The sequence below is a fragment of the Aeromonas sp. 602396 genome (genome assembly GCF_049173735.1).
Classification (GTDB): Bacteria; Pseudomonadota; Gammaproteobacteria; order Enterobacterales; family Aeromonadaceae; genus Aeromonas; species Aeromonas veronii_A.
Window position 1 is genome coordinate 14,972 of the sequence record NZ_JAAKSD010000016.1, and the last position, 14,194, is coordinate 29,165.

At 60.3% G+C, this 14,194-nt stretch carries 13 protein-coding genes; all 13 read right to left on the reverse strand.

From position 1 onward, the window contains the following. Window positions 1–14 precede the first annotated feature (14 nt). Window positions 15–422, reverse strand: a complete 408-nt coding sequence (locus G5229_RS17245; protein ID WP_124242573.1) for a hypothetical protein — start codon at window positions 420–422, stop codon at window positions 15–17. Next, window positions 419–1,546, reverse strand: a complete 1,128-nt coding sequence (locus G5229_RS17250; RefSeq protein WP_421209790.1) for a glycosyltransferase family 4 protein — start codon at window positions 1,544–1,546, stop codon at window positions 419–421. The genes G5229_RS17245 and G5229_RS17250 overlap by 4 nt, the downstream gene beginning before the upstream one ends. Beyond that, window positions 1,533–2,024, reverse strand: a complete 492-nt coding sequence (locus tag G5229_RS17255) for a serine acetyltransferase (protein WP_266135136.1) — start codon at window positions 2,022–2,024, stop codon at window positions 1,533–1,535. The genes G5229_RS17250 and G5229_RS17255 overlap by 14 nt, the downstream gene beginning before the upstream one ends. Beyond that, entirely contained in the window at window positions 2,021–3,235 is a 1,215-nt protein-coding gene (locus G5229_RS17260; RefSeq protein WP_421209791.1) for a glycosyltransferase family 4 protein, read from the reverse strand. Before G5229_RS17260 ends, G5229_RS17255 begins: the two co-directional genes overlap by 4 nt. Next, entirely contained in the window at window positions 3,232–4,242 is a 1,011-nt protein-coding gene (locus G5229_RS17265) for a glycosyltransferase family 2 protein (protein WP_421209793.1), read from the reverse strand. Before G5229_RS17265 ends, G5229_RS17260 begins: the two co-directional genes overlap by 4 nt. Then, window positions 4,239–5,618 (reverse strand): capsular biosynthesis protein, encoded by a 1,380-nt coding sequence (locus tag G5229_RS17270; RefSeq protein WP_421209794.1) that lies wholly within the window; start codon window positions 5,616–5,618, stop codon window positions 4,239–4,241. Before G5229_RS17270 ends, G5229_RS17265 begins: the two co-directional genes overlap by 4 nt. Next, entirely contained in the window at window positions 5,615–6,829 is a 1,215-nt protein-coding gene (locus tag G5229_RS17275) for a lipopolysaccharide biosynthesis protein (RefSeq protein WP_421206827.1), read from the reverse strand. The genes G5229_RS17270 and G5229_RS17275 overlap by 4 nt, the downstream gene beginning before the upstream one ends. Continuing rightward, entirely contained in the window at window positions 6,826–8,967 is a 2,142-nt protein-coding gene (locus G5229_RS17280; protein ID WP_421206825.1) for a GumC family protein, read from the reverse strand. The genes G5229_RS17275 and G5229_RS17280 overlap by 4 nt, the downstream gene beginning before the upstream one ends. A 15-nt stretch (window positions 8,968–8,982) precedes the next feature. After that, window positions 8,983–9,522: a polysaccharide biosynthesis/export family protein gene (locus G5229_RS17285; RefSeq protein ID WP_266135142.1), complete on the reverse strand. Its 540-nt coding sequence runs from the start codon at window positions 9,520–9,522 to the stop codon at window positions 8,983–8,985. 1 nt (window position 9,523) lies between these two features. After that, the gene (locus G5229_RS17290) at window positions 9,524–10,879 is read right to left on the reverse strand and encodes an outer membrane beta-barrel protein (RefSeq protein WP_266135143.1); all 1,356 of its coding nucleotides are present in this window, start codon (window positions 10,877–10,879) and stop codon (window positions 9,524–9,526) included. Continuing rightward, on the reverse strand, window positions 10,863–12,266 hold the full coding sequence (locus G5229_RS17295) for an undecaprenyl-phosphate glucose phosphotransferase (protein WP_266135144.1): 1,404 nt from the start codon (window positions 12,264–12,266) through the stop codon (window positions 10,863–10,865). Before G5229_RS17295 ends, G5229_RS17290 begins: the two co-directional genes overlap by 17 nt. A 20-nt stretch (window positions 12,267–12,286) precedes the next feature. Next, window positions 12,287–13,654: a bifunctional UDP-N-acetylglucosamine diphosphorylase/glucosamine-1-phosphate N-acetyltransferase GlmU gene (gene glmU / locus G5229_RS17300; protein WP_421206823.1), complete on the reverse strand. Its 1,368-nt coding sequence runs from the start codon at window positions 13,652–13,654 to the stop codon at window positions 12,287–12,289. A gap of 93 nt (window positions 13,655–13,747) precedes the next feature. After that, complete coding sequence (locus G5229_RS17305) at window positions 13,748–14,176, reverse strand: F0F1 ATP synthase subunit epsilon (protein ID WP_005339345.1); 429 nt, start codon at window positions 14,174–14,176, stop codon at window positions 13,748–13,750. Window positions 14,177–14,194 lie beyond the last annotated feature (18 nt).

Below are 14,194 nucleotides of genomic sequence, written 5' to 3' on the forward strand. Positions count from 1 at the left end.
GGAGCCCTCTTTTATCACATCAGCACGCTCTTTTTGAACAGGTCCCACACCCCGAACGAGAAGTGCTTGAAAATGTCGATGCCAAGGGCCGACTTCACCAGATAGAGCAGCAGCACCATGCCGCAGATCCCCAGCAGCAACAGCAGGGTGGTCAGCAGCACCTTGAGGTGAAAGCGAAAGCCGCTCTCCCGCCCGCGGTGACGGCGATCCCGTCCCATCAGCACCACCAGATAGCAGCGCCAGCGACCGATGCCGAAGGCGCTGTTGACGTTGATGGCGTGCGACTTGCCATCACTCATCAGCCGCAGCGCCTGCTCGATACCGTCGCGCTGGGTTTCACTCAGGCTCTCGGCCACCTCGGGGGAGAGAGCACGGTAGAAGCGGTCGATCGCCCCCTGCGTTTTCTGCGGTAATTGGCTCATTGGTTTTCTCCTGCGGGCAGGTCCAAAGCCTTTCGGTAGACCTCCATGGTCTGGCCGGCGATCCGCTGCCAGTCATACCGCTGCAGATAGTCGCTGTAATCGACCTTGCCGCGAGTCAGCTGGGCGTTGAGTCGCTCTGCCAGCCCACTCACATCGCCGACCGGGAAATAGCACTCCTGTTGCAGCGCCACCGCCAGATTGGCAGGAATGTCGCTCACCACCACCGGCAGGGAGAAGGAGAGCGCCTCCAGCAGGGCTATCGGCAACCCCTCGTGATAAGAGGGCATGGCAAACAGGGCCGCCTGTGAAAAGACGCTGATCAGCGCCTCGCCATTGAGGAAACCGGTACGGATCACCCCCGGCGTTTCATCCGCTATCCGCTGCAAGCGCTCGCTGTAGGGGGTAGGGTGATCCGTGTCCCCCACCAGTACCAGCGGCAGCTCGGTATCGAGCTGGCGATAGGCTGCGATGAGATCGTGCAGCCCCTTCTCCTCGACGAAGCGGCCCACCGCCACCAGATAGCTGCCAGCGGTCAGTCCGAAACGGGCCAGCGTCAGTTCCCTCTTGTCCGCTGCCGGCAACTCGACCCGTTTCACCCCGTTGTAGATGAGGTGGGCGTCCTGGCGATCGTACTGGCGGCGGATCGCCTCGTTGATCACTTCGGAGATAACGATCACCTCGCTGGCATAACGTACCGCCCAGCGCTCGCCAAGACGCAACACCCACTTGGCCAGCGCCCCCCACTTCTGGCGATCATAGTCTGGGCCGTGATGGGTAAAAACCACCCGCTTGCCAAGCAACCTCAGCAGCGGCACCACCAGCCCCGGGCCGATGGCATGGACATGCACCAGATCGCAGGCATGGCTGCGGCAGTAAAAAGCTGCGAGCAGAGAGTGGAGAATTGCCTCCAGCGACTTCTTTTTGGGGGCAGGCAACGCCTTCAGTGCCACCCCTTCAAACTCGCCGCGTCGGTAATCCACATAGGGGGCGCGAGCCAGCACGGTCGCCGCCACTTCGAACTGGCGGTGCAACTCCGGATAGAGGGACTGACAATGGGTTTCGACACCGCCCAGTACATGGGGGATCCCCCGGGTACCGAGCACGGTCACACTAATCTGCTTCATGATCTTCTCGAATGATTCTGGCGGGATTGCCCGCAACAACGGCGCGAGCCGGGACGGAACGAGTAACGACGGCGCCGGCACCGACACAGGCATGATCACCAATGGCGATTGCCCCGATAACGATGGCGCCGGTGCCGAACTCGACCCCGTCCCCCACGGTGGGCGAGAGAAGCTGACCGCTCTCACGATCTGGCTTGTTACCCAGGGTGCAGTTGTGGCGCAGGGTGCAGTCACGCCCCATCTGCACGCCGTCACCGATGACGATATTCTGCGGGTGATAGAGGCGCAGACCCCAACCCAGCCGGGCTCTTGGCGAGATATCGAGGCCACACAGCAGCTTGAATCCCTTGAGCAGCAACAAGCCGGGCAGCCTCATAAAGCGGTCTCCCTGTGCCAGCCGGTAGCAGAGCAGGAACAGGCGCGCCGTCTTGCTCGGATTGAGCGCCAGTTCGGCTTTTAACTCGTGCCAGAAACTCATCTCTGCTCCTCAAGCAACGACTGGTAGAGCGCCAGCAGGGCTTGCTGGTGGCTGGCGAGGGAGTAGCGGTCGATCAGCCGCTGACGGGCCGAACGCCCCATGGCAGCCGTCTGCTCCGGCTCGGCCACCACCCTGTCCATGCAGCGGGCCAGCTCGTCGGCATTGCCCGCCTCGAACAGCAGGCCATCGAGACCGTCGCGGATCTGCTCAGGAATCCCGCCAATTCGAGCCCCGATCACCGGTTTGCCATAGGCCATCGCCTCCAGCACCGACATGGAGCAGTTCTCGTACCACTCGGACGGCACCACCACGGCCTTGGCGTGACGCAGCAGATCGAGCAACTCTTCCCCCTGCTTGAACCCCAGCAGTTCGGCATTGGGATAATGCTGCCCGAGGTGCGCCAGCAGCGGGCCACCGCCCACAATTTTGAGGCCCGCCGGCCGCGTCATGCGCTGATGGGCACGGGCAAGCGTCTCGACCCCTTTCTCGGCCATCAGGCGGCCGAGGAACAGAAAGTACCCCCGATCCTCTCCGCTTTCACGGCTCGACTCGACATCGATACCATTGAGGATCACCTCGATGCGGGAAGCGGGCAGCCGGGTGCGAAGCATCCCGGCCATGAAGGCGCTCGGCGCCACCAATGCATCGACTTGCTCATAGTTGCGGCGCCACTGTTGCCAGGCCGCCTCGGCAGAGAGCAGCAGGCTCTTGCCCCACGAACCCTCCTGCCACTGATGGCGAAACAGCTTGAGCCAGGAACCCTCGATCCGGGTCAGATCGAACGGCTCGCCATCGACCAGCATGCTGTAGTTGGGACAAGCCACCTTGTAGTCATGCGCTGTCAGCACCGTCTTGCAGCCCAGGGATTTGGCCACCCGGATGATTGCCGGGGTGAGTTGGTGGTAGATGTTGTGAAAGTGAACGATATCGGGCCGCTCGGCACGGATAAGCTCCGCCAGCCGATCACAGGCCTCCTGATTGTGAATGAAGCGAGCGGCGATCTTCAGCCGATCGAAGAGCCCGTGCCGCTGGTGATAATCGACGTTTGCCGGAAAGTAGCTGCTCTGGGGCGAGGGGCGGTTCTCCGGATGCTGCATGGCAAAGTCGATCACCTGATGACCCGCCTGAAGCACCATCTCCCGCTCCTGAAAGAGGACGGTCTCAGCACCTCCCTTCATGAAAAAGAACTTGTTGGCAAAGAGCACCTTCACGGCAATGACTCCTGGATCAGACGATGGGCGGGCGCCTCGCGCGGGGAGCGCTGGGGCAACAGCAGGCCTCGCACCAGCCCGGCTGCATAGATGGAGAGGTTCATGACACTGCGCAGGGCATCTTGCAGGGAGCGGTTCTTCAACCACTTGAGAGCGATGAAGCCACCCAGCGGTGCCAGCGCCAGCAGCGGCAACCAGAACGGCAGCCCGGCTACGAAAAGCAGCACGCAGAACAGGAGTGCCAGCAGGTAGAGCCCGAACAACAGCTCGGAGCGGATCACCGACAGCACCTCGCGAAAATAGGGCTGCCCCCACGCCGAGCGCACCAGCTCGCCGCTGGCAAACAGATACCCCATGCGCCAGCGGTAACGGATCAGGGCAAGGGAGTCCATGGTATGGGAGGTGTGAAAGAAGAAGGGGGCATCGAGCCGCTCCAGCCGATAGCCCGCCTGACGCAACCGGATACCCAGCTCCGCCTCTTCGTAACCATGCAGGTTGCGATTGGTGAGATAGCCGATCTGCTCGATGGCGCTGCGTCGAAACAGGCCGCCACCACACAGCCAGCGCGACTCGCCCAGCGGATAGATCTGGTTGATGCGCTGCTTGCGCGACTTGAACTCATAGCTGCGGGCATCATCCATCTCGGCCCGCCCGGCCACGCCACCGCATTCGGGGTGGGAGTGCATGTGCGCAATAGCGGCCGGCACAAACTCCGGCTCCAGCTTCATGTCGCCATCAAGCAGCAGCAGGAACTCCCCTTCGCTGAAGAGGTAGCCAAGCTGTGGCCCCACACCACAACAGCGATCGGCCGGGTTGGTCAGGCTCACCACAGTCACTCCCAGCTGGCAGGCGATCGACTGGGTACGGTCGGTCGAGAGACTGTCCGCCACGATAATCTGGTGGGAGTAGTCAGCCAGAGCGCTCCTGATGCTGGCTATGGTGTCGGCAATCCCTGCCTCCTCGTTGTAGGTCTTGATGATGACGGAGATAAGGGGGGATGGAGTCATGACACCTCACAAGAGCTGGTGGCCTGCCGAACCGAAGAACGGATCACCAGGGCGGCACCCAGCACGAAATAGAAGAGGAACTGCTGCACCGGGATCAGCATCAGCAGCTGGCTGTAAGGCAAGCTCAGCAGGCAGGCGATCCCGAACGCGATGAAAGCGGGTTGGTAGCTGAGCAGACGCACATCTGCCGCGCTCAGCAGCTGGCGATCCAGCAACGGGCGGGGACGGCAGCACCAGAGCAGCAGAACGATCAGCGCGATGAAGATCAGGGTGCCCATCAGCCCCACCTCCCACAGCAACACGCTGAGGGAGGTGGAGTCGAGCAGCACGTTGAACATGGGGTTGAGAAAACCGGGCAGGGTGCTGCCATGGTTGGTGGTGTTGAGGCCATAACCAAACAGCAGATTGCTGAGACCGTGGTGATCACCGTTGCTGGCCCAGAAAAAGAGAGTCGTCACCCGCCCCAGCTCGCCGGTTTCCGGGTTGATGTGGTTGGGATCGAAGATATAGCCGAGGGAGTCGATAAACAGCGCAATGGCCCCCTGTTGCCCGGCCCCCTCGAACGCGGATGAGTAGGAGGCAGCCAGCACCAGAACGGCCACGGCCACCAGTGCAGTCATCGCCAGCGCAATCAGCAACAGACGCTTGAGGTCATAGCTCTTCATCCCCCTGACATAGCTTGGCGAGAGCCAGACCCAGGCCAGCAGCAAGGGGGACAACAGGATGACGAACTTCACCTCGGCCAGCACGCAAATGGCAAAGGCGGCAAGAATGTGAAAAGCGACCGAACGACGCGAAATGAGGCCGTGGCGAAACTCGGAGAGCTTGATCAGCATAACCAGCAGGCAGAAGAAGCCGAGTGCACCGGTATTGCCGCCACCCATGGGATCCCCCCCGAAAGTACCGACCACCGAGTCCCACTTCTCAAACTCGCCGCGCATTGCCACCCGCTTCGGCACCACCACCAGCACCTGAAACAGCACCACCGGGATCTGCAGGTAGAAGACCCACTCCACCAGCTTCATGATGCGGTAAATCTGTGACTCGCGGCAAAAGCCGAGCAACAGGCAGGGAAGCAGCAGAGAGAGCGCCAGCTCGTTCTTGAAACCGATGATAGTCACCATGCCCCCCTGCTGAAGCAGGGTGCCCAGCAGCGCCAGCACCAGCAAGCCACAGTAGAGCAGCAGCAGCACCTTCTCCTGATAGTCGAGCCGCAACGGGCTGTAACGCGTCTGCAGCGGCAGCAACATCAAGGTGGCAATCGCCAGCAGGAAGGGCAGCCAGAGGAAGGCCGTAATACCGGTGACGTACTGGGCCAGGCCGCAGATCACCAGCGACAGCAGCAGATTGGCCTGCATGATGAGGGCACTGTTCACGAGGGCAGCTCCATCCGCCCCTGCAACTCGGCAGCCCGGCGGTTGACCCGCAAAAAGACGAAGCCGTAGCGCACCGCAGTCAGCAGAGAGAAGGCCAGCACGCAGAGCTCGTACTCCTGCTGCAACCAGGGCAACAGCACGAAGGCAATCACTACGACCAGCAGCTGCTCAAGCTGGATCTGCAAAAAGTAGCGGGGCGAGCCGAACACCAGCTCGATTACGGTCAGCGGGCAGATGGCCACCGCAGTAAAGACATAGGGCAACATGTAGCGGGAGGTATCGATGGAGGCGATCCACTCCGCATTGAAGAACCACTTCATCACCAGCGGATAGCAGATGAGGATCCCGAGGGTGGCCGCACTGCCCATCGCCAGCAGCAGCCGCTTCACCTTGCGAAACTCCTCCCCGTTGAAACGGCGCTGGCGAAAATCCTCCGACCATCGCGAGAAGATGGAGTGGCGGATGGCGTTGCCGACAATCACCACGGGTGCCAGACAGAAGCGGTTGACCACGGCAAAGTAGCCCGCCACCAGAGGGGAAAACCAGAAGTTGATCAGCACGGTCGGCAGATTGGCCGTCACCATCGCCAGCACTTCGGCACTGCCGACACCAGCCAGATGCGCTTTATGGCGGGAGAAGAAGTGCAGCAGGTGGCGCGGGGCAGCCTCCCTCAGCATGGCACTGTGCCAGGTAAAGGCAGACCACAACCAGCCCCCGATCACCACCAGCAGCAGACAGGCCCATAACTGATAGAAGTGCGCCATGTCAGGGGCCAACAGCAGACAGAGCAGCACCACGGCGGAGGCCGAGATACGCTGCAGACCAAGCCGCTGGTAGTGGCCGGCCCGCAGGGCCAGATTCTCGGCGATGAGGATCAGCCCGTGGGTCACGGTCAGCAGGTAGAGCGGCCAGAGCGACAGCGAGAAAAAGCAGACCACCACCAGCACATAGGGGATGGGGAGCAGCCAGACCTGCAACAGGGAAAAGATCAGGTTGCCGGGCAGCTCGGTCTCCTCCAGCTTGGGCAACAGCAGTTGCGAGGCAAAGGTGGCAAGCTGGGCACCGATCAGCACCAGACTGTAGCTGAGGGCATAGAGCCCGACCGCAGCCATGTCGAACTTGTGCGACAGTGACCAGACCGAGAACGCCCCGATCAGCTGGGATAGCACGGAAGCACCCCCTATGGTGGTGATGCTGCGTAGCAGTTTCATAGCGCGCCCCGGGTGGGTGCACCACAGAATCTCAGGTTCTCCGCCCCTTCCAGATCGCGCTCGGCGACCTGGGTCAGCACTGTCCCCAACACCGCCACTCTGGCATCCCGCAGCTGTGCCAGCACGCTCAGCACCCGACTGGCCGGCAGCTGGCCGGACTGGATCACATGAATGGCACCATCCAGCGGCTGCCCCAGCAGCAGGGCATCCTTGCCGACCTCCAGCGCAGGGGTGTCCACTATGATGCGGTCAAACTGCCCGGCCAGAGTTGCCAGCAGTTCGCTCCAGCGTGGCGAGCCAAGCAGTGCCAGCGGGGAGGAGACCGGCTGGCCAGCCGGCAGCAGGGTCAATCCCTCTTTTGGCACCAGACAGGCAGCCAAATCGGCTTCGCCTGCGAGCAGCTCGGCCAACCCCGGTCTGGCTGCCTGCCCCAGCAACTGGCGACCGAGGGAGCCCCGGCGCAGATCCCCATCCACCAGCAGCACTCGCTCATGACGGGCAAAGCTGGCGGCACAGAGAGCCGCCAGCGTCGACTTGCCCTCACCAGCACGGGTCGAGGTGATCATGATGCGCTGCAGCTGACCCGGCTCCAGCCGCATGATGGCGTAGAGGTCATCGGCACTGGCACCTACTCTGGGATTGACCGCCCCCACCCGCAGCAGAGCACTCTGATCCTGCAGGGCCGCCAGCCGCGGGATTTCACCAAGCACCCGACCACCGAGCTGGGAGACCAGCTGGCTCAGACGATCCAGGGTATTGCGCAGCGCTCCGGCAGTGATGACTACCAGCACGGCAACCATGCCCGCCATGATCACCACCATCAGCAGAAACAGCATCTTGTTTGGTTTGGCAGGCAGCAAGGGCACCGATGCCGCGTCGTAGAGGATGGCATTCGACTCGTGCAGCTGAGCGTTCAGGCGGGTCTCTTCCTGACGGCGGAACAGCTCGTTATAGAGCTGACGGGTCTTGTCGATATTGTTCTTCAGGTTGTTGTACTCATCCTTCTTGACTGCCAGCGAGGAGAACTCCCGCTTCTTCTCGTCAAGCTGGGCAAGGTACTCCTGCTCCTTGCGCTGGCTGCTCAGGTAGCGATCCTCGATACCGTCGGCAATCTCCCGCATCAGCTGGTTTGACTGGGTATTGAGCGCCTTGATGCGTGCTTCGGCCTGCAGAATACGGTCATGCTTGGGGCCATAACGCTTGGCCAGCTCGGAGAGCTCCTGCTGGGCCTTGATGAGGGCGATGCGCAGATCCTGCATCTGGGGGTGGTTGGAGACCTCAGGCAGGGAAGCCAGCGCCGCCGGATTGCGGCCGTACTCCTGAATGGACTGGAATTCGGCCTGCGCCGCCAGCCGCCGCTCGCGGGCATCCGCGTACTTGTTGGTGATGATGCCGAGCTCTTCGGTTTGCAGACCATCTACGCCGCGAAACGTCAGCAGATCATTGCGGGCAAGGAAATCGCCGAGCTGCTTCTCCTGCTTCTCCAGACTGGCCTTTATCTCCACCAGCCGACTCTGGTTCCAGTGCGATGCCGTGGTGTTGGCATCGACCCGCTCCTCCACATTGAGATCGATGTAAGTCTGGGCCACCTCATTGGCGACGCTGGCGGCCAGCTCGGGAGAGCGGGATTCGAACCCTATGCTGACCAGCTGGGTATCGCGCACCGGCGAGACGGTCAGGTGTCTGGCCAGATACTCCAGCGCATGCTGGTGGCGTGAGGAGGCATCCTCCTGATGTCCGGCACTCCAGAGCCCCTTGATGCGGCTCAGCCAGCTGTCCGGATTGGGCTGCCCGTTGAATTCCGGCAACTCGGCCAAGCCCAGATGAGTAACCACCTTCTCGGCCACCCGGCGTGACTTGAGCAGCTCGAACTGGGTGTTGTAGTACTCGCGGCGGCTGGTATCGACCCGATAGACGGGCTCGATAGGGGAAGCGCTGTTGGCATCTGCCTTCAGCAGCAGGGTCGCACTGGATTGATAGTAGGGCGGCATGCTGAGGATAAAGGGGGCTGCCGCCAGGGTCACCACGGCGGCAAACAATACCACCTTCCACCAGTTTGCCTTGAGCACCCGCCAGGGGCCGCTGAAATCGAGGCGGCTCTCTAGCGCACGGCCATTTTCAACCAACAATGAAGTCATGAAGAGCGTCCTGGATCAGAAGAAACTTTGTTCGATGATGATGATGTCGCCGGGATTGAGCTGCCGTTGCAGGCTCACCTCTTCCAGCAACTGATCGCAGCCATTGAGGCGCAGGCTGATATCCCGTCTGGCGGCGCGATCGGTGAAACCACCCGCCAGCGCGACGGCCTTCTCCACCGTCAGGCCGGGCTGGTATTCGTAGCCCCCCGGGTGAGCCACCTCGCCAGCAACAAACACCTGGCGGAAAGTGGTCACGTTGACCGTCACCATGGGATCGAGCAGCACGCCGTGCTTGAGCCCTCTGGTCAGCAGCTCGGCCACCTCAGCGGTGGTATGGCCCATCAGCAACACCTGACCCAGATAGGGGTAATTGACGTGGCCACTGGTATCGACCTTGAACTTCATCGACAGATCCGGCTCGCCATACACCCGGATTTCGACCTCGTCCCCCGGCGCCAGCCGGTAGGCGGAATCGTTGCCTTGCGGGCTCTGGCCAGCCCAGACCGACAGGCTGAACAACCAGCCAAGCAGAAGCACCATCACGCTTTTGTTCATGTTAAATGGCTACCTTGAGTGAAAGAGAAAGCTGTTGTTTGTCGTAACCGAGGGCACGGCCATAGCAATTGCCGCCGATGTCGATGGGCTGCCCGGCAAAGCTGGAGCCGGAGTCGGCCTGCTGGTAGTGGAGCCCCAGATTGACGGAGGGACGAATGTCGTAGCTGATGCCCATGCCCCAGCGATGGATGTCGTCCTGACGGTGGCGGTTGTCGTTACCACAGACCACCGACTGGTGATAATCATCCCGGATATCGTGATAAGAGAGCGTGGTCGCCACTCCGGGTGACCAGTGGTGCTGCCACTCGGCGCCATATAGCTGGCTGCTGACATAGCCGCCGTCACCACCCGGATCACGAATGGTCCGGCTGGAGAGCAGCGCGAGCTTGCTGTAATCGAGCGGTTGCCACTCCAGACGTAGATCCCAGTTCAGCCCTTTGAAACTCTCTGCCTGCGGATCGTTGACGAAACGCTTGTAGATCCCGCCGATATTGGCATCGATCCGGGTCTTGCCGGTCAGCTGGCTCATCACCCCGGTGATGAGGAAAAATTCGTCGGAATCCTTGCGCGGATTGGCCGGATAGCGTCGCAGATTGGTCTGCAGGGTGTAACGAAAACGGCTGACATGGCTCACCTGATCGAACAGCTCGACAATGGCGGTGTTCTCCTGCCACTCCTGCTCGGCCATATAGCGTTCAAAGTCATGCTGGTAGAGGTGCTTGTCGAGATAGCCCAGATCCTTGTGGGAGAGCGCCAGTTCCAGCTTGCCTCTGGCATCGGGTGCACCGTAACTGTAGCGGCCACCCACTTCGCTGCGTTTGAAGCGCAACGGCTCATTTATCTGAAATCTGCCGAATGTGGCATCACCACAGAGCGCACGACCTTTCTTATCAGCGTCGCTGGGACAAGGAGAGGCATCTCCCTGCAACATAAAGCCTTCGGTCAGCCCCTCGCCACGCGCCTCATGGCCCAGCCGATACTGGTACATCAGTTTGAAGGCGTTGCGCAGGGAGAAGCGCCAGCTGCCGTCAAACTGGAACTGGTGATCGGCATAGTCATCCGCATGGCTGCTGCCATAGCGACGATAATCACCCAGATAGCTGAACTGATAGCGATCCAGGCCGCGTTTGCCCACCATGCGAAATTCCGGGGTGATTCCGATGAAATCGGAGCCAATCGCCTGACCACTGTCACGCAGCCACAGCAGGTTGCTGTCGTGACCATAACGACTCTCCATCTCGGTCTGGACCTCCAGACCCAGCGGCCCCTGATGGGATACGGGAGTGACCTCGGCACGGACTGAAAGAGAGGGGGAGAGCAGCAGTCCGACGCAAACGAGGCTAGTAAGCGGATGCACCGACAAACCCCTTGAATACAGTCAGGAAAATGACTTTGAAATCCAGTCCGAGCGACCAGTACTGGATGTACTTGAGATCGAACTTGACCCGCATCTCCATCTTGTCGAGGGTGTCGGTTTCACCACGAAATCCATTTATCTGGGCCAGCCCGGTAATCCCCGGTTTGACCTTGTGGCGCAGCATGTACCGCTCCACCAGTGAGCGGTACTGCTCGTTGTGCGCCACGGCATGGGGACGTGGCCCCACGATCGACATGGTGCCCTGAATCACATTGAAAAACTGCGGCAGCTCATCCAGCGAGGTGCGACGCAAAAACGCACCGAATGGCGTCACTCTGGGATCGCCTCTGGTTGCCTGAGTCACCACGGCATCATTCTCCATGACGCGCATGGAGCGGAATTTCCAGACCTGGATCCGTTTCCCCCCCAGGCCGTAGCGATCCTGCTTGAAGAGCACGGGTCCAGGGGAAGAGAGACGCACCCCGAGAGCCACCAGCGCCATAACCGGAGAGATGAGCAGCAGGATGAGTGAACCCAGCACCAGATCTTCAATGCGTTTGAGCAGGGCGGCGCCACCTTCAAACGGGGAATCGAAAAAGCTGAAGGTATAGATATCGCCCACCCGATCGATGTGGGATACGGTCAGGCCGTACTCATAGAAATCGGGAACCAGATAGGTATTAACCGTGGTGTCGGAGAGTTCGTAGAGGTAGTGATTGATACGCTCCCGGGCGGTCAGAGGCAGCGCCAGATAGATTTCGTCGACCAGCCCTTTGCGTGCCAGCTCGAGCAGCTCGTCGACATCACCCAACAGAGGACTGCGAGTCGGGTAACCGAAGCGCTCTTCGCTACGGGCATCGAAAAATCCGAGCATCTGAATATCGTGACGCGGGCTCTCCCACAGGGATTTTTCCAGCGCCAGTCCGGCCGGAGTTACGCCAATGATGGCCACACGCCGACAGCAGGAGGCATCGCTGAACCAGAGGGTCACCAGTCGGTACAACACCCGATAGCCGGTGGAAATGAGGCAGGCCATGGCAAGCCAGAGCACCGCCAGCTCCAGCGGGAAGGGGTGGTAGGGTTTAAAGATGGGAACCAGATAGACCAGCAGGTAGAGCAGGGTAGCAGTTACCAACCAGGAGAAGATGAGGCGCAGCAGAGACTGCGCCAGATGTTTACGAACCCGGCTGCAATAGAGCCCGGTATTCTGGGAGACCAGAAAGAAGACCACCATGCCCAGCGTGACCAGAGACATCTCGTCCAACCCATGAAACAAGCCAAAGTGCCGTGCGAGCAGCACCATTGAGACTGAAATTCCCACCAGATCGACAAAGCGGGAAAACAGACGGTGGCTCGCGTCTGCGAGCTTGATGATTCGCTTGTTCATGGGTCGCCTTCATACTGATATCACTTATCAGTTTTCTTGACCGGACGAGCCCAGTTCTTGATGTGACGCTGGGGTACCCGGGTAATCACGAGTTCATTTTCACCCACGTCCTTGGTAATAGTAGAGCCGGCACCCAGGGTGGCCCCCTTGCCGATGCGAACAGGCGCTACCAGTTGGGTATCAGAACCGACGAACACATCGTCCTCGATGATGGTCTGGAATTTGTTGACCCCGTCGTAGTTGCAGGTGATGGTACCGGCACCGATATTCACCCCGGCTCCGATCTCGGCATCACCCAGATAGGTCAGATGACCGCACTTGGAACCAACCCCCAGACGGGCCTTCTTCATCTCGACGAAGTTGCCAACGTGCGCATCCTGCTCCAGAACCGCCCCCGGACGCAAGCGGGTAAACGGACCCACTGAGCACTGATCTGCCACCTGTGCACCCTCGATAACCGAGTAGGGTTTCACCTCGGTGTGATCGCCAATGACACAATCTTTCAGTACGCAACCGGCTCCGATACGAACGTGATTGCCGAGAGTCACCTTGCCCTCAATGATGACGTTTGCATCAATAACAACCTCTTCACCAATTTCCAAAACCCCACGCAAATCAAAGCGTGCGGGGTCGATCATGGTTGCACCTGCAATCATCAGTTTCTCGGCCTGCATCTGCTGATAGCTGCGCTCAAGCTGAGCCAATTGCACCCGATTATTGGCCCCTTCCACCTCGGCGGCACGCTCCGGATGAACGGCGGCAATCGGGCAATTATCGCCGTGAGCCATGGCGATCACATCGGTCAGATAGAACTCGCCCTGGGCGTTTTTGTTGTCGAGACGAGACAACCATTGACGCAACTGGCCCCCATTGGCCACCAGCACGCCGGTGTTCACCTCACGAATGGCCAGCTGTTCGGCATTGGCATCCTTCTGCTCGACGATACCGACTACCTGACCATTTTCACGGACGATGCGGCCATAGCCGGTGGGGTTGTCCAGCACCACGGTCAGCAGTGCCATCCCGTTTTCAGCCTTGGCGGCGAGCAAGCGCTGCAGGGTCTCGGGCTGGATCAGCGGGGTATCGCCGTAGAGCACCAGCACATCGTCTTCATCCTTCCAGAACGGGATGGCCTGGGCGACGGCATGACCAGTTCCCAGCTGCTGAGCTTGCAGCACCCAGTTCACATCATCCGCCACGATCCGCTCTTTCAGCAGCTCGGCACCGTGGCCATAGACCAGATGCAGCTGCTCGGCACCGACATGACGAGCGGTATCGATCACATGGGAAACCATGGGTTTGTTGGCTACCGGGTGCAGTACCTTGGGCAGGGAAGAGCGCATACGGGTACCTTTACCCGCAGCCAGGATCACGACGTTGAGGGACATAAATTGGCCTTTGGAACATGAAAAATACTCGGCGGAGTCTATCCAACGGGTAAAAAAAAAGCGACCCGAAGGTCGCTTTTTACATCACCGTTATTAGCGGTAATTCTTTTTGACGATATCGATGACTCGCAGTTGAGCCATCGCCTTGGCCAGCTCTGTGGCGGCCTGGGCGTAGTCGATATCACCATGGGAGCTGTGGATCCGCTCTTCGGCTGCGCGCTTGGCTTCCTGGGCTTTCGCCTCATCCAAGTCGTCAGCACGAATCGCGGTGTCCGCCAGCACGGTCACGGATTCAGGTTGTACTTCCAGCATACCGCCGGAGATGTACAGCACCTCTTCAGTTCCATTCTGCTTCACCAAGCGGACCAGGCCCGGCTTGATGGCAGTCAGCAACGGAGCATGACCGTGGCGGAGACCCAACTCACCTTCGGAGCCTGATACCTGAGCGGATTGCACGCGACCGGAAAACAGTTTTCCTTCGGCGCTCACCACGTCCAGGTGAAAGGAGATCATCTCTGCCATGGGCCCTCCTGTCGAGGC

Excerpts from the sequence above, each read along its gene's own strand:
- G5229_RS17250 (WP_421209790.1), bottom strand. The coding sequence starts at position 1,546 with ATGAAGCAGATTAGTGTGACCGTGCTCGGTACCCGGGGGATCCCCCAT.
- G5229_RS17275 (WP_421206827.1), bottom strand. The coding sequence starts at position 6,829 with ATGAAACTGCTACGCAGCATCACCACCATAGGGGGTGCTTCCGTGCTA.
- G5229_RS17265 (WP_421209793.1), bottom strand. The coding sequence starts at position 4,242 with ATGACTCCATCCCCCCTTATCTCCGTCATCATCAAGACCTACAACGAG.
- G5229_RS17285 (WP_266135142.1), bottom strand. The coding sequence starts at position 9,522 with ATGAACAAAAGCGTGATGGTGCTTCTGCTTGGCTGGTTGTTCAGCCTG.
- G5229_RS17305 (WP_005339345.1), bottom strand. The coding sequence starts at position 14,176 with ATGGCAGAGATGATCTCCTTTCACCTGGACGTGGTGAGCGCCGAAGGA.
- G5229_RS17280 (WP_421206825.1), bottom strand. The coding sequence starts at position 8,967 with ATGACTTCATTGTTGGTTGAAAATGGCCGTGCGCTAGAGAGCCGCCTC.
- G5229_RS17255 (WP_266135136.1), bottom strand. The coding sequence starts at position 2,024 with ATGAGTTTCTGGCACGAGTTAAAAGCCGAACTGGCGCTCAATCCGAGC.
- G5229_RS17295 (WP_266135144.1), bottom strand. The coding sequence starts at position 12,266 with ATGAACAAGCGAATCATCAAGCTCGCAGACGCGAGCCACCGTCTGTTT.
- G5229_RS17245 (WP_124242573.1), bottom strand. The coding sequence starts at position 422 with ATGAGCCAATTACCGCAGAAAACGCAGGGGGCGATCGACCGCTTCTAC.
- glmU (WP_421206823.1), bottom strand. The coding sequence starts at position 13,654 with ATGTCCCTCAACGTCGTGATCCTGGCTGCGGGTAAAGGTACCCGTATG.